Origin of the sequence: Legionella busanensis (assembly GCF_900461525.1) — a bacterium.
GTDB classification, from domain to species: Bacteria; Pseudomonadota; Gammaproteobacteria; order Legionellales; family Legionellaceae; genus Legionella_C; species Legionella_C busanensis.
Window position 1 is genome coordinate 2753349 of sequence record NZ_UGOD01000001.1, and the last position, 21335, is coordinate 2774683.

The window sequence follows — 21335 nt, forward strand, 5'->3', positions numbered from 1 at the left end:
CAACTATAAGGGTGAATGATATAAAAATGTTCCAAAAACACATATTTATGTCCTCGTTAAAAGAAATAACGTCTTAATAGATAATTTAAAAAATTTTTCTGCTCAAGGCCCCATCATAATTAGTAAGGGAAGATAAGTCTTTGGATACTTTTTTTAAGCATGAACGAGAAATTTAGGCTTAAAGAAAAAAACTAAGTCTGAAAAAAGAGCTGAGAGAAAGCAAAAAGATAAAGCAGTGATTGAAATGCTTAAGAAAGAGTTGGCACAAAACAGATCAAGCCAAGATGAACAAAACAATTCAAACCTAAATGAGCAAACCAGTACAATTTTGCCTGATAAAACACCATAAGCGTAATTTAAATTTTTAAGCGAAATTAACTTATCGCAAGGCGGATTCAAATCGCTAACGCAACTAGCTTTTTTGGGCAACCCAAACGGTTGCTTCTCCACATTCTGGATCTCTTATTTTATGTATTAATATTTTAAAATTATTATTAATAAGGGTCTGTTTATATTCTTCGGTAGAAAGTGACGCATGATATAGCTCGTGTCCTCCATTATCACTCCAAACCTCACCAAATTCTGGTCCTGATGTAAAAATGAATAAACCATGTTGATTTACATAAGACGCTAGTAATTTTAATGTGCTGCGTTGATCTTCGTGGGATAGGTGAAAAAAACTATGCCAAGCAATTACTGCATGAAATTTTTCTTTCAAATTCAAGGTACGCATATCGGCTATAAGCCATTTTTCCTTTGGAAATCGTTGTCTACACCGATCAATCATTTTTTTACTGGCATCTATCCCAGTCACAATATAACCTGCATTAATTAAAAACTTTGCTATAGGCTCTCCCGTACCACAACCAACATCTAATATTTTACTTTTAAGCGGTAGATATTTTTGAATAAAATTTAAATAAAATTTCTCCATTTTCAGATCTTTAGTGCGAGCATCATCAAACCAATCAATAATTTCATCATAGACCTGATAAACATTATCTTTATTTTTCTCTGTCATTTAAATTCCAGCTGCAAACCGTTCATTAGGTGTGGTATACCCTAAAGTTTTTCGTGGTCTGTTATTAAATTTATCCATTATCTTAGCAAATTGGTCTCTATTATTAATAACAGCTGGGCGCTCGTCAATAAATCGAGGATTTTTAATCAAGACCCCTACTTAAAAACGCTACATACCAGCCTAAATCATTTAACACATCAGGTAGAAGTAAACTCAATACAATTTAATTTAAGAAATTATTAACTATAACTTTTTGTATACCGTTTGTGACCGGCTCCAGATTGACTCCAGTCTTTTTCATCAGCATAATTTGGATCAAGAGTGTATTTTTGTTGCCAATTGGATTTAACTACTGATTTTTGTGAGAGTAACTTTTGAAAGAAATAATTAGAGGACTGATTTGCTGTTTTTTCAAGCTTAGATTCTTCAGATATATATTTTTTAAACTTATTCTTAAACGCGTTTATTCTATTCTCTAAGTAATCTAAAATTTCTTTTTTCCTATCCTGAGCCATCCAATCCTCTGGTATTTTTCCTAGTAACAATTCTAGGTCATTTCGACTAATGTTTTGTAGTTTGTTTAAAGCTTGAATTCTTTGATCTTTGGTAATGCTATCAAATAAATGCTTATAGTGCTGGTTATATTTTGTTATATTTTCTACTAAGAATATTTTTAAATACGTATGATTTAAATTATCATCATCTGATAATGTTGAAATTCCTTCTGGGAATTGATCTATTTGGTCACTTATTCTAAAAAACTCTTTATAGAAGTTAACCTTATTTTGGTTTAATACATGAGTGCCACCATCAAGTTTTGTGAGAAGGAATTTTTTATCTTTGTCCTTTTTGCCGATATTGTCAAAAATCCAACCACTCGCGTCGATATCAGATAATACAGCTGAGGCAAGTTCAAATTCCGCAAGACCTGTTAAGGAACTTGGCAAACACGGCGTTTCCTCAAAGTTTTCTTTTAGGCGTAAACTAGTCCAATTTTTCATTAACTTACTTATTAGCACGTAACCTTGTTCATTCTCACCTAGATAGGTTTTGGGGGTAGGTATTCCCATTAATCGATAAAATCCAAGGATAATAAACTCACCAATAACTTTATCTTTTGACAAACAAATTTGTTCATTGGCCTCTGCTTTTCCAAGCCAATATAATTCTTCTACTCTTTTGTAAGTAGATTTGATGAAAAAAAATTTCATGGCTATGTAACCTTTTAGGAAATTGATTAAGATTAATGGTGGGAGACATTTATATTTAATGCCCAGTGTCATGGGTGTACAATATATCAACACAAATTGGTATAGTAAACTCAAAGTTATTAGCCTTCTGGATAACATTAATAGAAAGTAAGCACCTTTTCCGAAATCCCTTTTACTTGTTTATTAAAAAGAATTAATGACACTATATAAGTATTAATAATGCTAAGTATTGGCCATGAATAAAATTGAAAAAATTTTAAAAGAATTAAAGCAACGTGAACCAATCTTTCACCATCCAGATAAATTTGGGAAAACTAGAGAAGACCTCGAATTAATGACAGTTGATGACTTTTGGGAAGTTGGTGCTTCAGGCGCAATATACGATAGAGAATTTGTAATAAAAACGCTACTTGAAAGATATGCTGATCCCAACTACAAAGACAATTGGCAAACATGTAACTTTAAATGCCGAGAAATTTCGCAAGATAATTATTTATTGACTTATACTTTAGTTCAGGATCAAACAAGAATAACCCGTCGCTCTACACTATGGCGAAAAGAAAATAATAGATGGCTCATTGTTTATCACCAAGGGACGATAGTTTCTTCTGATGCATAGTTTTATTCAGCTTTCTCCCAAAACACATGTTCTTTTCCAAAACGAGAAATATCAAACAGTTTCTTCATCACTTCTGTAAAAATCTGTAAACTATAAATTATTGTAAGAAAGAAGTTATGAAAAAATCCAAAGTTCAAAATTTTATAAATGGATATGCAGATGCTGTACTGAAAACAGATATAGAAAATATTGCATCACATTTCCATAATCAATTTGTATTGTCTACGCAAAAAGATTCTTGGTATATTGAAAATGATTATAAATTCCAAATTAATTTGGCAAAGTCCTTTGAAGGCTATAAAAAATTAGGGGCGGATGTCTGTAAATTAATAAGATTTGAATTAGTTACTTTTAATTCAAATCATTGCTTAGCAAATCTTAAATGGAGTCTTATAGATTGTTATACAAATCCTTTAGTGGACTTTGATATTTCCTATTTTATAAAAGAAATGGATGGCCATTTAAAGTTTGTCTTTGTTATTGATCATAATGAAATAGAACGCATAACAACATTTCAGAGAAATCAAAGATAGCAAAAATTTTATTTTAGTAAAAAATCTTTATCCTATTACTAAACTTAATCAAGCTTGGTTGTAGCACGCCGGAGCAAGACCTAAATTCTACTTAGCTTCAATAAGGCTAAATTTCTAATGTATATTTCAAATTAAACTTAATTAAGATAAAGAATAAGTATTAAAAATTGTCCTAAAAACCAATAATTATAAAATATTAGACCTTATAAACCGCGAGAATTAATTATACAAGTACAGATATCGGAGCAAAATTTAAATAACTAAAATGACAAAAAGATCTTAATATGGCTACTTAGAACAGCCACTTAGAATATGGCTGCTCTAAGTAATAGAAATTAATTTAGTATTTAGTTTCTACCAGCCATAACTCCACCGTCAACGTTAAGGATCTCTCCCGTTATCCAACTTGATTTGTCTGATAAAAGAAACTCAATAGCATTGGCAACATCAGACACTTTGCCTATTCGGCCAAGGGGATGAAAGCTATTAAAATTTTGTAATGACGCTTCTATTTGCTCTTCTTCAATAAAGCTCTTATAGATAGATGTTAATACTATTGCTGGGGCTACAGCATTTACTCTTATATTGTAATCTGCCAGTTCCATAGCTAAATGTTGAGTTAATGAATGAAGGCCTGATTTCTGCATTGAATAAGCTGAGGAAGGTGTATCCTTTATAGCTTGATTTGCCCACATAGAACCAACGTTAACTATTGCACCTCCTCCATTTTTTTTCATATTTTTTGCTACAGCCTGAGTAATAAAGAAAAAAGCTCTATTGAAACTTAACTGAAGATCATAATCTTCCTCATTATGTTCCATAAAGCTTATAGGCCTAAAATAACCCGCAGCATTGATAAGATATTTTATCCTGCGTAGTTCCTTGTTAATCTTATCTATAAGCAGCGTAATTTGCTGTTTGTCATAGAGATCAATAAGCAAGAATTCTACTTTTGAACCTTTATTTTCAAGTTCATTAATAATGCTCTTAAGTTTTTTTTCATCTCTGCCAATTAGTAACAAATCCATACCTTCTTTTACAATTATTCTGGCTGTTTCAAGCCCTATTCCACTTGTACCACCGACAATAATTGCTAAATCACTAGCTAACATATATTTACCTTAAATTAAAATTTAATCTCAGATAGTATGCGTGCGATATAATTTAAAAAAAGTAAGTACCTTTTGGTACTATAAGAACTTTATGGTGCTATTTATTGAAATATTATGAAAAAAAAGATGATTCAAAAAATTCCTCCTCTTAAAGCTGCTACTATGGTTGAAACTATTTTCGGTTGTAAATGGTCACTTACGGTATATTCTCTATTAAGAGAGGGAATTAAAAGACCCGGTGAAATGGTACGAAGTGTCGATGGTCTCTCAACCAAAGTCTTAAACCAATGCTTAAGAAAAAATGTGGAGTTTGGTCTTTTAAAAAAGATAGTTTTTAATGAAACACCGCCCAGGGTTGAGTATATAGTTACCCCCTTAGGAGAAAATTTTTTGAAAATTTTAGATAACATTGAAGAATTAAATAAACAACTCACGCTTGATATTTAGTAGAATTTTTACTAGTGACTCAAAACCTATGATATTTACTACACGCAAAATTTTAGTTTGATGAATTTTATTATCAAACTATCCTGGCTTGAAAGTACACTTATTTAGGTGCGTTATTTAAAATAAAACGAGTTAGTTGTGATTACCGAAGTTCTAATAACAAAGCAGGCGCTTAAAGATTTAAAACATACACCTAAACATTTACAAGAAAAATTTCGAGCATGGCTAGTAGCGATTTACGGAAATAAAAAGAGCCCTGCCAATATGTTCAACATGCATCAACTCAATATTGCTTTTAATGCGATTGACCTCAGACCTATAAATTTGCCACCAGCTGGGATTAAAAGGAACTAAGTGACTTTTTCATCTATGTTACCTAAATTGTTCATTTTTGTTTTGTTCACCTATTAAGTAATTTATTTAAGCATTGCCTTAGAAATAAAAACACTGATTATATAGAAGCTATTATCTACTTCCATTAACTTTGCTTTCGCTGCTTGAAAGGTAGTTTTTGTTGTTAAAACATCATCAAAAATAACAATTCTGGCTAACATACATAATTTTTAATAACAACTGTTTTTTAATTATATATTTGATAAGTTTACTACTCAGATTTATTAGCTAGCTTGGGGACACCGCTTCAATTTGTAAATGTAATTGCTAGCTTTCAATAAATCGCGCTGATATCAATTAAAATTTTATAATTAATATCTCTTTGATACCTTAATCAATTAATGTGGTTTAAATAAATATCAGGATATTTATCGCTAACTATACCTTCTCTATTTATGCAAACAAAGTTTGACAGCGTCTTGTGATTATCTAAAGTTTAATTCTTTCCTTATGGCGCAATTTTTTTAAATTGTGCAAGCGTACAATAATCGTTTTCACAGCCTGGAACGCTAACTAATTTATCATTGTAACTAACTCTTACATAATACTTATCTTTATTCTGAAAAAGAGAAAAATTAAGATTAGCAGCATAAGGTGGAATATCATTTAAGGGAACACCTAAGGTAGTCATAACACTCATAATTGAGCTATCGTGAGCAGAATACAAAACGTATTTTAGGGGCGATTTAGTTTGAATAGTTTGATAAAAATAATTGTTAGCTGTTTTAATAAATTCATGCCCAGTCGGATAAGTGACTTCTTTTAATTTAAAATAATTAATGAGTGCCCATTTTGATAATGAGATAATTTCTTTAGCATCTGTATTATTTATTCCTGGAGGTAGAGGAATATGGTGTAGCTGTCGAATATAAAGATTATCCCCTAACGACGCTAGTTGTTTAAAATTATTAAGTTTAATCCCCGTTTGTTTACTCCAATTGGTCAGCTTATCTTTAATCTTATAAGTTTTTAATATCCAACTTTTTTGTGTTATATAAAAAAGCTTTCCTAAAGAAAAAATATTTTTGCTTGGTTTTACCATAAGCAAGTTATCTTGACTTGCCGGAATAATTTCAGGTGTTATCTTTTGGTTTAATAAAGTTCTTTTATTAGACGGATATAATCCAAAAAGGCATGAGTCAGCACTCATTATTGCCCGTTTAATATGGGTAGAGCGAATATAAATACTAGCTGGATTATACTGATCTGGTAGCAGATGTAATTGGTCTACATATTTTTGGCGTAATTTTTTACCTAATTGAATTTCTTGATTTATTCCTGTTTTAGTTAATTCTCCTAACCCTTCTTGCCATTGGTGAGGATAATTTGGGATTTCAGTAATAGGCGTTCGATCACCATGACGAATTAAATCTATTGAAAATAGGATCTTTTCCTCTGAAAAAGCATAGGTGCAAGGTAAGGTTAAATAAATTAGTAAGATAGATAAAATTTTATTTTTCATTAAGAGTCTACTTTAAAAAACAATCTAAATTATAAATGAAAGTTTTGACCAAATTTAAAACTTTATGTCTTTATAACATATAATAAAGCACTATATTTTATCATATATGAAAATAAAAATACGCAATTAAATTAAAACTATTCTCGAATGAACTAGAAAAATTCGGTATCATCTTTAAACTAGCATAGGTCGTGCCCCTGGCCTGACGATAGAAAGTTGGGCCAAAGCCCAATCTACACTTGCTGCGTTTGCTAATTTAAACAGTAACTTATTTACCTCCTTTACCTATTTTATTTAATAAGACATAAGACATGTATAAATTCCTTGATTTTTTTAAAGACAAACATAACCGAATTGTATTATTTCAGTTCCCTAATTGGCCGCTGATCTTTTGGTTTATATTCGCGCTATTGGATTTCCTTTGGAGTAGTAATCAACCAAGAATTCATTATTTTTTACATATGCTAAGTTTTGGTTTTATCTTTACATGGGCATGGCTAGAGATAACAAGTGGTGTGAATTATTTTCGCCGCACACTTGGTTTGTTAGTGTTGATTATCGCAGTTTGCTTTTAATTTTATGCTAAGAGAAATTTCCTTATATAACTTAAGCCCAGCTACGCTGGCTTTAAGAAAAGGAAAATAAGGAAAGCAAAACTAACAACGATCACTGCAATCTTCGGATTGAATTTAACCGCTATGATAACCTTGCATTTTTATTTCTGTTTGCTCAGGTTTATATCTTTCGCTTAAAGCCTTTTTATATGAATCAGTGAAATTTTGTTTTACATCCTTATTCAATTGAACAAGTTCTTGGCGTAACTCTGGTGAAATATTTTTTAAAAGAAGCGTGGAAATGAGAGAATGAATAGATTGCAATTTATCATGATCAGTTAATTCAGATTCCATAATACTTATGAATTGCTTACTAAATTGGCGTAAAGCTAAATCCAAATTAAGGCGCATCTTTTGTGTTTGATTATCAGAGAATCCCATATAAATATGTACTCTTTTGTCATATTCTCTTTCCAGAGCCAGGTCCAGACTTGCATTTATCCTTACAAAAATATCAGTAGATTCTTTTTGAATCTCAAGCTTTTTTTTCAATTCATCTAGTTTATCGTAAGCATTATCATGAAAGTTTAAATAATAAGAATTACTCCTTTCATTACCTTTACTGAGATAAACAGACGCATTGTAGAGAGAAAGATGGCCTATGGGATAATCCGCAAGTAATGATGCCAATTCAATAAAAGCAAATGCCGATTTTTTTGATGCTGCTTGAACAAACAAATTAAATGCTGATTCTACATCACCTTGTTGTAAAAGATGCTTGCCTAATTCCAACATGGCAGGAATATATTCCAAGTTAACTGCCATTTGCATATTCTCTAAATAGGTTTTTTCGTCATACTTCGCAAGTTTATTGACCATACCCGTTACAAAGTGGCGCACGCCTTTGTCATAAAAATTACCTGAATAGGTATCCATTTCTTTTTTGGATGTCTCAATCATTTCAGGGGTAATTTTAAAAAAAGAGTTAGCAAATTTTTCAGGAGCATACATTACACTTGCTTCAAGCATATCTAAATAAATAGCCCCGCTCTCTTGATAAAATTCTTGGAAATACTTATTTTTAGCCTCGGAACTTTCACATATTGCATGAAACTTATCTAATAACTCTTTTCGTCGTTGTTCACAATTTAACTTTTCATTCTCGCTCATCTTGCCGTTTTTAAGAGCATTGTCATATGCCCACATATAACATAATAACACCAGTTCAGGATTGGTTCTGGCCATACCTGGATGAATTAGAGACTCAAAAACAGTAGATTTTTTTGCATTAAAGGGAAAACTATCATAAAATTCATATAAAAAATTATCTTCATAGGAATAGGGGCTAACATGAATGCTTCCTGAGATATCTATTAGAGAAGCATAGTCATTTCTGTTTATATCTAACTTGGCTATTTCAAAAAAAGATTCATCAATTATTTTTGTCAATAACTCATCATTTTCATCTAATAGCTTTATAGCTATATCTATATTGGCTCCATGCTCGATAAGCAGTTGGATAATTTCTGGTTGATTAGTTTTAAGAGCAAGCGCCAGCGGGGACAGTTCACTAACAAAACTATCTGGATTAGCGCCGTAATCAAGTAATATTTTAACTAGATTTGAATTCCTATTTCCAATAGCAATGGTGAGTGGATTATGTGACCCCATTTTTTTATTTGGGTTTGCTCCTTTAAATAAAAATTCTTCTACGATGTCTACTTTATTATGTTGAATAGCCAGTTCAAATGGCGTACTTCCGGCGGAATTTAACCTGTTGTAGTTTGCACCAGAATTTAATAAAGACTGAACTACTTGTAAGTCTCTATTTATAACAGCATCGGATAACTTATCACTTAACTCTCTCTCTTTTTCATCGAATAAATTTTGTTTTTGCTTCGCTTTATCTTTTTTTATATACATCCCTCTTAAAAATTTTTTAACAGATTCTCTGTGTAAATTGTATGCTCGTATCAAAGGCTTGAAACGCTCTTTGGGCTCTGTTATGTGATCTACATTCGTGATACAGGGTGCAAGTTTAATTGATTGATGTAGTGCTAAAGTAGATGAAGCACCATACACATAAACAGAAGACATAGAGCAATCACCTACCGTCACCACGTGACTTCCACCTGGTAACCTTCTGACGGGACTATCGACATAATCCATTGTCATTGAAAATGTCGTGGCGTTTAACCTATTTTTAGCACTTTCCCCTTTGGGATCGAATTCAAAATATTTCTGGGGAATTTTGTATTTAATAGCCGCAAGCTGTTTTGCCCATTTTATTATTTTTTGACGCTTAGTTAATTCATTATCAATATTATAGATTGACTCTGGAATTTCACTGGCTACAAAAAATCGAGGAATTTTATCGACATCGTCTGATTCATATAAATCACTATTCGAATCAACAACTGAATCAGGAATCAAGCGAGTATTGCCAAATTCCCACCCCATCTCACCTAAATGTTTAATTGAATCGACAGTGATTGTTTCAAGTGAAAACTGTTTATCTTCAAAAAAATCACCATAGGTTGCATACTTGCCATTCTCAATGTCTTTTAAATCTTTTAATTTTAGTCTAACTGCGCAATGAAATGGGGAAGGTTGAATTGCAAATAGATTATATGTAAAAGGCTTAATCGTGCTTTCCTTATTTTCATTATACGTTTGGATTGCTGCATTAACGAGCTTGGTTGTTTCCCGTTGACTACCCTCACAAATGACTAAGGTATCAAATTGAATAAAAGGATCTTCGGCTTTTTGACTAAATTCTTTTGGGCTCTCTAAATTGAACGTAACGGGTTTTATATCAACTTTTTGATTATATTCTGTTGTGTGTACAATATTTTTTTGAATATCAATTTCATCAATTTTAGTATTAGGCCGCCATACTATTTTAATATTATCCGGTAACTGTAATTGGGTAAGCTGTTCTAAAAAAGCCGCTTGTAAATCTTTAATCGAAAAATTTTTATATACATGCTGGCTAAGAATTTCTGGTTGCCTCGCCAGCTTATCAATAAATCTTTTTCTTTTGGAACTTTGATCTAGTTTATTTTCAGGATCAAATACTTGCCTACAAAAATCGTCCCATCTTACATCGCTATCCAAACCAGATGCTTTATCTGCTGCAAAAACGATTAATTTTTGTCTACGAGTCAAATATTCTTTTTCTAAACCGCGGACATCAATGATGTCAATATAAAATTCTTTGTGAGGATTTTTTTTAGCTTCTTCTACTAAATTGATTAACGTTGTAAGTCCCGCGGGGCCACTACCAACAATGCAGACTCTCTCTAAAGCCATACACTAATCACTCTTACAATATTATATATTGAGTATAATGTATGTTAGCTATTTTATTATTTTGGTTCTAAATTATTGATCATCTGACAAGCAGCATAATTGATTTTATTAAGTAATTTCTTCATGTGTAGACCAGGAAAACCTAACAGCGTAGGTTAGACCTCCGGCCCAACGTTTCAGTATTAGAAAGAAAGTCGAGCCAAGGCCCAACCTACAATTCTACGGTTGCTTTAATTATTTTATTAACTTAAGGCAGAGATTTGCTGCAAACTTAAATATAATCCTGTATAATATGTGACTATTTTTTTAATCTATTTTATTTAACATTATAAGAGTGCTATGGCTGATTTAAACCTTTATAGAAACATCGGTATTTTCGCTCACGTAGATGCAGGTAAAACCACCACTACTGAACGGATTCTCAAACTTACTGGTAAAATTCATAAGATGGGTGAGGTTCACGAAGGTGAATCAACAACCGACTTTATGGAACAAGAAGCAGAACGTGGTATTACTATTCAGTCAGCAGCAGTAAGCTGTTTCTGGAAAGGTACTCGTTTCAACGTCATTGATACCCCAGGACACGTCGACTTCACCGTAGAAGTATATCGTTCACTAAAAGTACTCGATGGCGGCATCGGTGTATTTTGTGGTTCTGGCGGTGTTGAGCCCCAATCAGAAACTAACTGGCGCTATGCGAACAATTCAAAAGTTTCTCGTTTGATTTTTGTAAACAAACTCGACCGTGTTGGCGCAGACTTTTTAAGAGTTACAGAACAAATTAAAAAAATATTAGGCGCAAATCCATTAATTATGACGTTGCCCATTGGTATTGAAGATAACTTTGTCGGCGTTGTCGATTTATTAAGTCGTAAAGCTTACGTTTGGGATGAAACTGGCCAGCCTGAAAATTATGTTGTTAAAGATGTGCCAGCTGATATGGTTGATGACGTTGAAATGTACCGTAGTCAACTTATTGAAACAGCTCTTGAAATGGATGATGAGCTGCTCATGGCTTACTTAGAAGGCGAAGAACCTTCTATCGAAGACATTAAGCGTTGTATCCGCAAAGGTACACTTGAATTAGCTTTCTTCCCAACTTATTGCGGTTCAGCCTTTAAAAACAAAGGAATGCAACTACTATTAGACGCAGTGGTTGACTACTTACCTGCGCCCCATGAAGTGAATCCACAACCTTTGACAAATGCTGAAGGTGAACCAAACGGCCAATTTGCTATTGTTTCTCCTGATGAGCCATTCCGTGCCTTAGCATTTAAGATTATGGATGACCGTTTTGGTGCTCTGACGTTCGTACGTATCTACTCAGGTAAACTAAATAAGGGTGATACCATTCTTAATTCTTTTACTGGTAAAACTGAACGTGTCGGTCGTATGGTTGAAATGCAAGCGAACGAGCGTAATGAATTGCAAAGTGCTGAAGCAGGCGACATTATCGCTATCGTAGGTATGAAAAACGTAAGAACTGGTCATACGCTTTGTGATCCTGATCACGAATGTACACTTGAGGCGATGGTTTTCCCTGAACCAGTTATCTCTATTGCTGTTGCGCCTAAAGATAAAAGCTCAACTGAAAAAATGGGTATCGCTATTGGTAAAATGGTTGCAGAAGATCCAACGTTTAGAGTTGAAACCGATCCAGACTCAGGTGAAACAATTCTTCGTGGTATGGGTGAATTACATCTTGATATTAAAGTTGACATCTTAAAGCGTACTTACGATGTTGAATTAATCGTTGGTCAACCACAGGTCGCTTATCGAGAAACGATAACTAGAGAAGTTCAAGACAGTTATACGCATAAGAAACAATCAGGTGGTTCTGGTCAGTACGGTAAAATTGACTATACGATTTCACCAGGTGAGCCAAACAGTGGATTTACTTTCACATCAACTGTTGTAGGTGGTAACGTTCCTAAAGAATTCTTCCCAGCAATCGAGAAAGGTTTTCGTTCGATGATGGATAGCGGAACTTTGGCAGGTTTCCCTGTATTAGATGTGGCAATTAACCTCACTGACGGTGGTTACCACCCTGTTGACTCTTCGGCAATTGCCTTTGAAATAGCTGCAAAAGGTGCTTTTCGTCAATCTATACCAAAAGCTGCCCCACAATTACTTGAACCTATCATGAAGGTGGATGTTTACAGTACAGAAGAAGATGTAGGTAACGTAATTGGGGATCTAAACCGTCGTCGCGGTATGATCTCTGCTCAAGAACCTAGTGCAGCTGGCGTTCGTATTAAAGCTGATGTCCCTCTTTCAGAAATGTTTGGTTATATTAGTACTTTACGTACACTTACCTCTGGTCGTGGTCAATTCTCAATGGAATTCTCCCATTATGCGCCATGCCCAACCAATGTAGCTGAAGCAGTCATTGCTAAAGAGAAAGAAAAGAAAGCTGCAGCCAAGTAAATTAATTATCAAATATTCAAAGCTCTGTCAGTTTGTTCTGATAGAGCTTTTATTTCTAATTAAATTCACTGCGCCTTATGTATTTATATTTTATGTAATTACCAAACTTGGCACTTTTTGTTCAATTACTCTAGCTCGTGGATAATCATTAACTTTCCAAATGCCGCTAAAATTTTTATTATCCTTAGCACTATATATTCGATCAGGTTTTCCTGAATCACCACCATTATGCTGTTCATAAGCATGATATAAATGAAGGGTTTGAGTAAAGCCATTTTTGTCTATCATAGAAAATCTTTTAGTTTTGGTTCTATCTATACCTTTTTGTAAATCTGCAAACCGATAGCCATGGTATTCACTACAATAGGCATCAAGAACGATAAGACCAGATTGGTCAGGTGGATTCCATAATACGATAGCATGATCATGTGCAGCATTAAGCTCACTTAAAACGCCCTTAGAATCAACTTTAGCACGTTGTACTTGTACATAGCTCTATTTAACATCGAAATCAACATGTTTTAATGCGATAGCAAATAGTAGATTAGTTGCCCGACAATCCGCAGTTTTTGCTAAGAGATATTCACTAATAGGTGCTGCCTTGTCTTCTATTGCCCAGAAAAAGGTACAATGTTGTTGACTTAATGCGTATTCCCTATTGATCATTTCTCTAGTTGGATTGCTATAATCGCGGCCCATCACATTTTTATCCGTTGGAAATAAATTTAGCGTTTGTGATACTAGTAATTGGATTTTACTAATAACTGTGAGGTCAGAATGATATTCTTCTCGCAGTGCTTTACATGTATCTAAAAAAATTTTCATTATTGGCGCATCACTGTCTATTCGACAAATTGGAAATCCAGTTTGACCGATAGGAACATATTTTGTACTGCCTTCAATAATCGTATTATGAATGGGAGAAACGGCGCCCTCCCATACATTGCTTGCTTTTAAAGATTGTTGACTATATTCAATCATTGTCTTTGGTAATGTCATACCTTTACCTGAATTTTACTATAACCTCAATAGTCATTTAGTATATTAAATAAACATTAAGGATATATTAAGGACAAAAATTGGGTATGATTACTTTGAACCTAAACGTCTATTTTTACTAAAAAGACGTACTGGTATTCATTGAGAAAGAAATACTAAATGATTTAATTTAAACATGTGTAATAGGCTTAACAGGTCAAAATCATAAAAATTTTAACTAATTAATTGAAGAAAATAATTAAAGTGCTGATACTCACTACAATATGATTGTAATTTTTTTTCACCGGTAGCGTTTACTAAACATTTCACATTTGGGATAAAATCGAACAAGGTAGTTATAATGAGATGGTCTGGCGTTTGTTTTTCAATCAATTGTTCAACCTGAATGTCAATTAAACGAATCAATTCTTTGTCATCATCAGAAAGTGGGATTTGCATGATTATTTTTACTTTACCATTTTAATATGTTGTATGGCCAATTCTTCATAAATAAGCTTATGAACTAATCTTGGATATTCCCAGGGCTAGTAATAACCAGCCAATGATAAAGCAAGATCCACCGAAAGGTGTAACTATTCCAATTGATTTTACTTGGATTAAGCTTATTAAATACAAGCTCCCTGAAAAAAGCATGATACCAATAAAAAACAACCAACCTGCTATTTGCAAAATTCTTGTATTAAATTGCCAAAGAATCATTCCAATACACAACAAAGAGAAACTATGGATAAATTGATACAAAATACCCGTTTGGAAAATTTGCATTTGGTAATCGCTAAAGTGAGTCCTCAAAGCATGAGCTGCAAAAGCACCTAAAATTGTGGCAGTCATTGCTGAAAATGTACCTAATAACATAAAACATTTAAAAATTTTTGATTGAGAAGTAGAACGGAGCATTTATTATCCCTACATAATTTTTACTGTAAAATATCAACTGATTTATATAAAAAATAATTATATCAATAATTTGTATATATTATTCATCTTGCATGTCATTTGGTTGATTATCTTGAAAAAATATTATTTAAATTGCTTTAAAAATCTTAATAAATTTAAAGATATTAATGTATATTTACTGCCCAAAAAGCAATGTTGAATTGTGATTAATTTAATTGAGAGATGTATTGATGATAACAAAACTCGAGAAGATTTGGACTAATACAGAAGGAGATGAAATTAACAAATCGCATACTATTTTAAAAGAGTACTTTCATGAGCGTTGTCCTGGTAATAAGTTTTCATCTTTTCTCACCGTAAATCATTATAAAAGACAAGCTATTGCGTTACAGAATAGAAAATCCTACGATGGAAAGCAATTAGATAGTATGAAAAATTGCTAAAAGCTGCTGCAGCTATTTCCTATGGGCCAGCTTTTATACAACATGCGAATTTCATTATGGTTAAAACTGAACATGAAAACATAAATAAGAGTCTTTCAGATAATAACAATTTAAGACAGTTATATTGAGTGGTATATAATAAATGTGACTTTGTCGTTTAAATTTCTCAGATAGCCATAATTTTCATATTAACTACCCTATTCAGACCGCTCGAACTTCAGCAAGTCGCTGGACTGCGAATTCGTCGTCCCAACATACTGCAGCTTCCCATGCAGCTGATGCTTGTGCGGCAATATCATATCGGCTTTCGTCGAGACCAGCAGCGTTATAGGGTAACACTAGGTCTAGATCAGGAACGTCAACATGTGACTCGTCCCAGTCGATCAGTGCGACTCGATTTTCAGTGATAAGGATATTGCGTGGATTGGGGTCGCCGTGCACAACGCAAGTCTGCCGCCCGACGAGTCGCGCCCATGCTGCTCGGCAGCGCGCAACACCTTCAGGCGGCATTGCGCCAAGGTCAATTCTTGTCCCGGCCTCAGTGTACAGAAGGTCGATCGATGAGCACCAACCGGGTCGTTGTGGCCATCCTTGCGTTAATCGATGCAATTGACTAAGCGTGTGGGCTACACAGCGCCAGTCAGATTCCGTCTCGGGCGCTTTACCCTCCATATAGGTCATGACAACCAGACCATTTGCGAACAATCGTCCATCAGTCGTGGGGATTGGCACCGGTACAGCCATACCATTACGATCGAGGTATTGAAGAAGCTCCGTTTCCCACTTAAGATCAGCATCACTTCGAGTGCCGAAACGAGCAACTGCTAGGCACCCATGAAGACGCACACGCCATACGTCATTGGCAACTCCGCCAGAAAGTGGTTCGATACGAACCACATCTTCGCCCCACTGCTTGAGCACTTCCCATCCCGCTCGAACTGCTTCAGATTTTTGATTAACCATAGTCTTTATAAGAGGCTCCAATTGAATAATGGATAGAAAATTTTCATAAGACAAAGGTATATACTATTATATATTTAAAATCAAAAGCACTATAAAGTTTAGCTATTTACTTTCGAGCAAATTCTAAGGAGATTTATATGAAAACTGTACTTATTACTGGTGCCAATAAAGGACTGGGTTTGGAGTTTGCTCGTCAACTTAAAGAAAAAGGATATTATGTTATAGGATGTTGCCGTAATCCATCAGAAGCAAATGAACTAAAGCCGTTGGCTGATGAAGTAATTCAATTAGATGTAACCAGCGACCAAGATATAGCTTCTTTAAAACAAAATTTAAATAACAGACCTATTGATTTGCTTGTAAATAATGCAGGTACAAGTGGTGAGCAAGGTGTCACAATAGGTAATATCGATAGAGAAAACTTTCTTGCAGTGATCAATGTAAATTGTGTGAGTGTTGTGAAATTAAGTGATGCCTTGTTACCAAACATAGAGGCAAGTCAGGAAAAAAATATTTTAGTAATTAGCTCAGTTATGGGAAGCATTACTGAAAATAAGAGCGGTAAATCTTATGCTTATCGTACCAGTAAAGCAGCTGTTAATTGCGTCATGCGTAGTTTCGCTATAGATGTGCAAAATAAAGGTATACATGTCATGCTAATTCATCCAGGCTGGGTAAAAACAGCAATGGGTGGACCAAATGCGTCAATTGATGCAAAAACCAGTGTAGCAAAAATTCTTAAACAAGCAGAGCAAGAATTTGCTCATAGTCATGCAGACAAACTCCTTACCTATGAGGGAGATGTAATCGCTTGGTAACTAGCTCTTAAGCTGTTAGAGTTAGTTTTAGTGAAAAAGCATCATGTGTGCCTTTATTTATACCCGTTATAATATTTTGCGTTGTCTTGATATCAATATTTTGTTTTTTGAAAAAGGCATGACCATAACTGCAATCTAATGCAAGGTTTTTCATCAGCTGATACCCAATAGAAGAACCAACAACTAAACTATCACCGGTGCTTATTTGAAACTTTCCGTTAGAGGGTGATTGATTATAAGTGGTCGCCACCCTGACTGTCCATTTAGTTGAGACATTATAAATAGTTCCTAAAGTTAGAAGCCAACTGTTATGAAAGTTATAATTAATACGAGCTTTTGGATTAATAAAGATTTGCGAGCCTGATTGAGTGGCAAAATTATAAATATAAGCCTTTTTAAAAATGTCCCACTGCAGATATTGAATGGTTCCTATGAAACCTAATTTATCGTTTAGAAAATGACTAAGTGAAAATACATTTCTGGCTGGCGTCCAGTACTTAAAATGATAATTATTTGAAGAAATACTTGGTAAACTGGTAATTGTACTTGTACCACGTAAATGATAAGTAATAGCACTACGATAATTAAACCCCAAGGCTGTTTTTTTGCCGGGTTTAATTAAAATCCCCAAGTCCCTACCGACACTTCGTCCTGTACTATCGTTTAGACTACGGCTTTCAGGAATATTTAAGCGGGTTAAACCTGCTGAAAGAGGCTGTTGAATAAAATGTGCATAAGAGAAATTAAGGTTGCCTCCTATAGCAAGGTATTCATTTATTTTAATGCCAATTGCTGGTACTAAATCTAAATCATCAGTTTGATTACGAGCTTGAAAATAGCGAAGAATAGAATGACCATCTAAGTCACGATTAAAATCATTAGCAACAATAGCAATACCGGTAGCAAATTTTTTACTTACAGGGATGCTAACGTACATAGAGGGTAAATAAAAATTTGATTTCGTTGTGGTTTCCCCTGCTTCACTCATCCCAACAGGTAGTTTTTGTGCACTTCCTGTAAAATGAAACTGCGATCTTGCCAATGTGCCTAAAGCAATAAATTGCGGCTTAGGTATAATAGTTAAGGCAGCTGGGTTAAAATAAACAGCTGTAGCATCTTTAACGACAGCTGTGCCAAGTGTTTGCTCGATGAAAGAAGCATACAATGGCTTAGATAAGACTAAAAATCCTATAGTCACGTAATATATAAAACTAATTGGTCTTGCCATTAACGTCCAGGTAAATTAATTATTATTCTACTTTTAATACTCTTTCGACTAATTAAGGTTAAATGAAAAATGACTCATTGAACACCTCAATGGGACTACTTTATACAAATTTATAAAGCATCCTTTTAATTTTAATATAAAGCGCCTTCAACTCTACTTTATTTCAAAAGTTTGAGGTGAATGATATAAAAAGTGTCATAAACCATAGATATAAATTAATTATTACTTTTTTAAAACTGCTGCAAAAAATTCTCTTGGGTAAGAAATTCTATCTCTGCATCCCCTTTTTTAACATTATTGTCACGACTAAACATAGTGTGTGGATATGTAGAATAGCTGCTAGCTTTAGTGGTACTTTGATTTACAGTAGGTTGCCTTTTACTTCTGTTAAAGACATTAATTGGTTCTTTAGCCGAAGTAGCTTGGGTATCTATTTTATGCTTGCTTTCATTAATTATAGTTGTATTAGGATTTAAATCTTTAGAAGCTTGACTCTCACTCTCTATAATCTGACTAGGTTTATTTAGCTTTTGCAACTCGCAATTCAATCTATATGTTACATTACTTAAGTTTTTTATCTGTTTACACCAATCTGCTTTAGAAATATTTAACTTTGTATTTCTTGCGGTCATATCAGCCATATAAATAGCAGCTACTGTTGCTATAATCAAAACAGTAATTCCAACCCAAGGCATAACACTAAGGCCCGCCATTAATCCTAAACCTACTAACATCCCTACTAGACCTGCAGACCCGCCAGCGATGGTACCGAATGTACCCATAAAACTTTGAAATGTAGCTTCATTTATTTTTTTATTTTCTTCAGAAGAATAAGATTTTATATTGCTCTCATTAATTAAAAATTGATTAATATGTTTTCGTAATAACTGAGCAAATAGCTGAGGCTCTAATTGATTATATGCACTAAAAATTGTTGAAAAACTTAGATATTGTAAGAAGCGCGAAAATAATTTATTTTTATCCTTATCTAATTGTTCTAAGTCAATTACCTTTTCTTCTAGTAAACTGGTAAAAGCATTATCTGTATTTAATATTTTAAATTGCTGCATTGTAATTAGAAGCGCATTTAGATTAGCTAATAAAAGGTTTTCATACCTTTCTTTTTTTTCTTCTAACTCTTGCTGTTGTTTTTTCATGTTCTGATAGCTTTTATATGCTATTGGAATACTAATAAGTAAAAATGCACTACTACAAATACTACCTAATATGAATGCAGTTGTTCCACCAATTGCTAAATTAAAGACCGCACTTAAAATACCGAATATAGGCCATGCCCCGTTACCAGAGCCAATTCCTTCTAAAGCAGATTTAATTGTTGTCGTCATTTGATTTTTTGCCCCTCTTTACTATCTAAATAAACAATTCCCCTTCTTTTTTATTCTTTACAAAGCTGATTTTGATGTTACTAATGATACTTAATGAAAAAATTAACAATATTATTAAAAATTATTTTTCATCAAGATTTATGCCAAAAGTAAAAACATTAATCGACGATAACAAAGAAAGTCTGTGATTAAAAATCGAATGATTTAATAGCATCAATAGGAATGCTCTATTACACTGTGCTTATAATAAATATAATGAATAAATTAATTTAATTTTTAACAATAAAGATTCATATACATACTATCTAAAACTTTAAATCAAGCTGTATATTTCTTAGTTTTAAAAATTGTAAGTAATAACCTATGTCCTTTGATGATAAATTTTATCTTAACCAAGCTATTGAATTTGCAAAAAACAAAAATCAAATATGGACTTTTTCTAGTCTAATGGTTGATGAAAATGGCATGATTCTCTGTCGAGCGGCAGATTGCGCACATATTCACCCTTGTTTCATGCTGAAGCCTTAGCTATTCATGTATTAATTATGGAAAAGGGACAAAGTCAACTTGGAAAATTAAGGCTTTACACAACAGCAGAACGTGATATTTTATCACAAAGTGTTATTTATTGGGCTAATATCGTTCATGATTTAAAAATTGAATATGTTTATTTAGGAAGTAAACTTAGTACCATTCAAACTATCTGGCCTTTTGGTATCGATATTTCTGCCCAGGAAATCATTAACCGCTCGACTCGTTCCACCCAACTTATTGGCCCAGTTTATGAAAATAAAACAGATCAATTATTTTCACAAGCAAAAGAATATCAAGATAAGCTTAAAAAAATCATCCTGCTCAAGGTATTTTGTCTAAAGAAATGAGTGATTTTTATGAGTTAAATTTATAAAAATTTAGGAATATTTTCTGTTAAATTTAATCAAAAATGACTATTTATTTAGCCATATTAAGAGCAGATAAAATAGAGATATTATACTAGCAAATGAAACCTTGATTACGCTATGCTACATCAAGGCTACCTGGGTTTATTATTTTGGTTTATAAACTGATTACTTAAGTTACACCATAAAAGAGTTATCTCGATCGTAATTCATAGCATATCCATTATCAACTGCGTAATTAATAACTTCCTTTCTCAAAGCCGGTAATTGATACATAAAATCGATATCGCTATTAACATAACTACCAAAAAACATGACTGTTTTGATTACTGCTTGCATAGCCATAGATTCTTTTTCAATACTTGGATGAAAGTTATCAATAAGTAGAAGCATGTCAGAAAACGTATTGGCTTCTCTAATTGCCTTAATAAACTCTTGGCTACGGCTAGAAGCTCCTGATAATGCATCTTTTTGCATAGTTTTAAAAGTTTCTGACTTATTACAAAACATTTTAATTGCAATTTTTTCAGAAACTGCGGCAAACCCTTCTGTAACAGCGTCAAAAAAACCGCCTTTTCGCTTAGATCGCATTCTTAACTCCTTGAATTGTCATTTATAAAACCTTGGTGAATTTATAATAGGCTTATGTGC

At 33.3% G+C, this 21335-nt stretch carries 24 protein-coding genes; 9 read left to right on the forward strand and 15 right to left on the reverse strand.

The window, feature by feature from the left end; all coding sequences use genetic code 11:
* Nucleotides 1-412: 412 nt before the first annotated feature.
* The 3 genes from DYH30_RS12185 to DYH30_RS12190 form a co-directional block, all read right to left on the reverse strand.
* The gene (locus tag DYH30_RS12185) at nt 413-1021 is read right to left on the reverse strand and encodes a class I SAM-dependent DNA methyltransferase (protein ID WP_115331914.1); all 609 of its coding nucleotides are present in this window, start codon (nt 1019-1021) and stop codon (nt 413-415) included.
* Nucleotides 1022-1171: a hypothetical protein gene (locus DYH30_RS18005; RefSeq protein WP_160116209.1), complete on the reverse strand. Its 150-nt coding sequence runs from the start codon at nt 1169-1171 to the stop codon at nt 1022-1024.
* An 89-nt stretch (nt 1172-1260) separates the two neighbouring features.
* Complete coding sequence (locus DYH30_RS12190; RefSeq protein ID WP_115331915.1) at nt 1261-2232, reverse strand: hypothetical protein; 972 nt, start codon at nt 2230-2232, stop codon at nt 1261-1263.
* A gap of 235 nt (nt 2233-2467) precedes the next feature.
* Here DYH30_RS12190 and DYH30_RS12195 point away from each other — a divergent pair, with 235 nt between their 5' ends.
* Nucleotides 2468-2851 carry a nuclear transport factor 2 family protein gene (locus DYH30_RS12195; RefSeq protein ID WP_115331916.1) on the forward strand — a complete coding sequence of 128 codons (384 nt, stop codon included), beginning with the start codon at nt 2468-2470 and terminating at the stop codon, nt 2849-2851.
* A gap of 116 nt (nt 2852-2967) precedes the next feature.
* A complete protein-coding gene (locus DYH30_RS12200; protein WP_115331917.1) occupies nt 2968-3384 on the forward strand; it encodes a hypothetical protein in 417 nt (138 codons plus the stop codon).
* A gap of 347 nt (nt 3385-3731) precedes the next feature.
* On the opposite strand, the gene DYH30_RS12205 is transcribed toward DYH30_RS12200, so the two are convergent.
* Nucleotides 3732-4496, reverse strand: a complete 765-nt coding sequence (locus tag DYH30_RS12205; RefSeq protein WP_115331918.1) for an SDR family NAD(P)-dependent oxidoreductase — start codon at nt 4494-4496, stop codon at nt 3732-3734.
* Nucleotides 4497-4610: 114 nt separating this feature from the next.
* Between DYH30_RS12205 and DYH30_RS12210 the strand changes: the two genes are divergently transcribed.
* Together DYH30_RS12210 and DYH30_RS12215 are read left to right on the forward strand one after the other, a co-directional pair.
* On the forward strand, nt 4611-4943 hold the full coding sequence (locus tag DYH30_RS12210; protein ID WP_115331919.1) for a winged helix-turn-helix transcriptional regulator: 333 nt from the start codon (nt 4611-4613) through the stop codon (nt 4941-4943).
* Nucleotides 4944-5081: 138 nt separating this feature from the next.
* On the forward strand, nt 5082-5297 hold the full coding sequence (locus tag DYH30_RS12215) for a type II toxin-antitoxin system RelE family toxin (RefSeq protein WP_115331920.1): 216 nt from the start codon (nt 5082-5084) through the stop codon (nt 5295-5297).
* 62 nt (nt 5298-5359) lie between these two features.
* Here the strand turns inward: DYH30_RS12215 and DYH30_RS18010 are convergent, their stop codons facing one another.
* The 3 genes from DYH30_RS18010 to DYH30_RS12230 form a co-directional block, all read right to left on the reverse strand.
* Nucleotides 5360-5497, reverse strand: a complete 138-nt coding sequence (locus DYH30_RS18010) for a hypothetical protein (protein ID WP_160116210.1) — start codon at nt 5495-5497, stop codon at nt 5360-5362.
* 287 nt (nt 5498-5784) lie between these two features.
* Entirely contained in the window at nt 5785-6798 is a 1014-nt protein-coding gene (locus DYH30_RS12220; RefSeq protein ID WP_115331921.1) for a histidine phosphatase family protein, read from the reverse strand.
* 689 nt (nt 6799-7487) lie between these two features.
* Nucleotides 7488-10664, reverse strand: coding sequence for an ankyrin repeat domain-containing protein (locus tag DYH30_RS12230; protein WP_115331923.1), 3177 nt, complete (start codon nt 10662-10664; stop codon nt 7488-7490).
* Between the two features lie 339 nt (nt 10665-11003).
* Between DYH30_RS12230 and fusA the strand changes: the two genes are divergently transcribed.
* Nucleotides 11004-13091 carry an elongation factor G gene (gene fusA / locus DYH30_RS12235; protein WP_115331924.1) on the forward strand — a complete coding sequence of 696 codons (2088 nt, stop codon included), beginning with the start codon at nt 11004-11006 and terminating at the stop codon, nt 13089-13091.
* A gap of 90 nt (nt 13092-13181) precedes the next feature.
* Here fusA and DYH30_RS12240 read toward each other — a convergent pair whose 3' ends face one another.
* From DYH30_RS12240 to DYH30_RS12255, 4 genes are all read right to left on the reverse strand, one after another.
* Complete coding sequence (locus DYH30_RS12240; RefSeq protein WP_115331925.1) at nt 13182-13379, reverse strand: hypothetical protein; 198 nt, start codon at nt 13377-13379, stop codon at nt 13182-13184.
* A 207-nt stretch (nt 13380-13586) separates the two neighbouring features.
* Nucleotides 13587-14090, reverse strand: a complete 504-nt coding sequence (locus tag DYH30_RS12245) for a hypothetical protein (RefSeq protein WP_115331926.1) — start codon at nt 14088-14090, stop codon at nt 13587-13589.
* A gap of 213 nt (nt 14091-14303) precedes the next feature.
* Nucleotides 14304-14528: a hypothetical protein gene (locus tag DYH30_RS12250; RefSeq protein ID WP_115331927.1), complete on the reverse strand. Its 225-nt coding sequence runs from the start codon at nt 14526-14528 to the stop codon at nt 14304-14306.
* Nucleotides 14529-14585: 57 nt separating this feature from the next.
* Entirely contained in the window at nt 14586-14987 is a 402-nt protein-coding gene (locus DYH30_RS12255) for a DUF423 domain-containing protein (protein WP_115331928.1), read from the reverse strand.
* A gap of 230 nt (nt 14988-15217) precedes the next feature.
* Between DYH30_RS12255 and DYH30_RS12260 the strand changes: the two genes are divergently transcribed.
* Entirely contained in the window at nt 15218-15430 is a 213-nt protein-coding gene (locus tag DYH30_RS12260) for a hypothetical protein (protein WP_115331929.1), read from the forward strand.
* Between the two features lie 201 nt (nt 15431-15631).
* Here the strand turns inward: DYH30_RS12260 and DYH30_RS12265 are convergent, their stop codons facing one another.
* A complete protein-coding gene (locus tag DYH30_RS12265) occupies nt 15632-16447 on the reverse strand; it encodes a phosphotransferase enzyme family protein (RefSeq protein WP_242604738.1) in 816 nt (271 codons plus the stop codon).
* An 83-nt stretch (nt 16448-16530) separates the two neighbouring features.
* Between DYH30_RS12265 and DYH30_RS12270 the strand changes: the two genes are divergently transcribed.
* Nucleotides 16531-17211, forward strand: a complete 681-nt coding sequence (locus tag DYH30_RS12270) for an SDR family oxidoreductase (protein WP_115331931.1) — start codon at nt 16531-16533, stop codon at nt 17209-17211.
* 7 nt (nt 17212-17218) lie between these two features.
* Here the strand turns inward: DYH30_RS12270 and DYH30_RS12275 are convergent, their stop codons facing one another.
* Together DYH30_RS12275 and DYH30_RS12280 are read right to left on the reverse strand one after the other, a co-directional pair.
* On the reverse strand, nt 17219-18439 hold the full coding sequence (locus DYH30_RS12275) for an OmpP1/FadL family transporter (protein ID WP_242604739.1): 1221 nt from the start codon (nt 18437-18439) through the stop codon (nt 17219-17221).
* A gap of 230 nt (nt 18440-18669) precedes the next feature.
* Nucleotides 18670-19785, reverse strand: a complete 1116-nt coding sequence (locus tag DYH30_RS12280) for a DUF2207 domain-containing protein (protein WP_115331933.1) — start codon at nt 19783-19785, stop codon at nt 18670-18672.
* Between the two features lie 363 nt (nt 19786-20148).
* Between DYH30_RS12280 and DYH30_RS18015 the strand changes: the two genes are divergently transcribed.
* Together DYH30_RS18015 and DYH30_RS12285 are read left to right on the forward strand one after the other, a co-directional pair.
* Nucleotides 20149-20313: a hypothetical protein gene (locus DYH30_RS18015; protein WP_160116211.1), complete on the forward strand. Its 165-nt coding sequence runs from the start codon at nt 20149-20151 to the stop codon at nt 20311-20313.
* Nucleotides 20274-20666 (forward strand): hypothetical protein, encoded by a 393-nt coding sequence (locus DYH30_RS12285; protein WP_115331934.1) that lies wholly within the window; start codon nt 20274-20276, stop codon nt 20664-20666. Before DYH30_RS18015 ends, DYH30_RS12285 begins: the two co-directional genes overlap by 40 nt.
* Nucleotides 20667-20861: 195 nt before the next feature.
* On the opposite strand, the gene DYH30_RS12290 is transcribed toward DYH30_RS12285, so the two are convergent.
* Nucleotides 20862-21275, reverse strand: a complete 414-nt coding sequence (locus tag DYH30_RS12290) for a hypothetical protein (protein WP_115331935.1) — start codon at nt 21273-21275, stop codon at nt 20862-20864.
* Nucleotides 21276-21335: the final 60 nt, after the last annotated feature.

Coding starts and splice junctions, on each gene's coding strand:
- DYH30_RS12185 (WP_115331914.1), bottom strand. CDS start 1,021: ATGACAGAGAAAAATAAAGATAATGTTTATCAGGTCTATGATGAAATT.
- DYH30_RS12190 (WP_115331915.1), bottom strand. CDS start 2,232: ATGAAATTTTTTTTCATCAAATCTACTTACAAAAGAGTAGAAGAATTA.
- DYH30_RS12195 (WP_115331916.1), top strand. CDS start 2,468: ATGAATAAAATTGAAAAAATTTTAAAAGAATTAAAGCAACGTGAACCA.
- DYH30_RS12200 (WP_115331917.1), top strand. CDS start 2,968: ATGAAAAAATCCAAAGTTCAAAATTTTATAAATGGATATGCAGATGCT.
- DYH30_RS12205 (WP_115331918.1), bottom strand. CDS start 4,496: ATGTTAGCTAGTGATTTAGCAATTATTGTCGGTGGTACAAGTGGAATA.
- DYH30_RS12210 (WP_115331919.1), top strand. CDS start 4,611: ATGAAAAAAAAGATGATTCAAAAAATTCCTCCTCTTAAAGCTGCTACT.
- DYH30_RS18010 (WP_160116210.1), bottom strand. CDS start 5,497: ATGTTAGCCAGAATTGTTATTTTTGATGATGTTTTAACAACAAAAACT.
- DYH30_RS12220 (WP_115331921.1), bottom strand. CDS start 6,798: ATGAAAAATAAAATTTTATCTATCTTACTAATTTATTTAACCTTACCT.
- DYH30_RS12230 (WP_115331923.1), bottom strand. CDS start 10,664: ATGGCTTTAGAGAGAGTCTGCATTGTTGGTAGTGGCCCCGCGGGACTT.
- fusA (WP_115331924.1), top strand. CDS start 11,004: ATGGCTGATTTAAACCTTTATAGAAACATCGGTATTTTCGCTCACGTA.
- DYH30_RS12240 (WP_115331925.1), bottom strand. CDS start 13,379: ATGATAGACAAAAATGGCTTTACTCAAACCCTTCATTTATATCATGCT.
- DYH30_RS12245 (WP_115331926.1), bottom strand. CDS start 14,090: ATGACATTACCAAAGACAATGATTGAATATAGTCAACAATCTTTAAAA.
- DYH30_RS12250 (WP_115331927.1), bottom strand. CDS start 14,528: ATGCAAATCCCACTTTCTGATGATGACAAAGAATTGATTCGTTTAATT.
- DYH30_RS12255 (WP_115331928.1), bottom strand. CDS start 14,987: ATGCTCCGTTCTACTTCTCAATCAAAAATTTTTAAATGTTTTATGTTA.
- DYH30_RS12260 (WP_115331929.1), top strand. CDS start 15,218: ATGATAACAAAACTCGAGAAGATTTGGACTAATACAGAAGGAGATGAA.
- DYH30_RS12270 (WP_115331931.1), top strand. CDS start 16,531: ATGAAAACTGTACTTATTACTGGTGCCAATAAAGGACTGGGTTTGGAG.
- DYH30_RS12275 (WP_242604739.1), bottom strand. CDS start 18,439: ATGGCAAGACCAATTAGTTTTATATATTACGTGACTATAGGATTTTTA.
- DYH30_RS12280 (WP_115331933.1), bottom strand. CDS start 19,785: ATGACGACAACAATTAAATCTGCTTTAGAAGGAATTGGCTCTGGTAAC.
- DYH30_RS18015 (WP_160116211.1), top strand. CDS start 20,149: ATGTCCTTTGATGATAAATTTTATCTTAACCAAGCTATTGAATTTGCA.
- DYH30_RS12290 (WP_115331935.1), bottom strand. CDS start 21,275: ATGCGATCTAAGCGAAAAGGCGGTTTTTTTGACGCTGTTACAGAAGGG.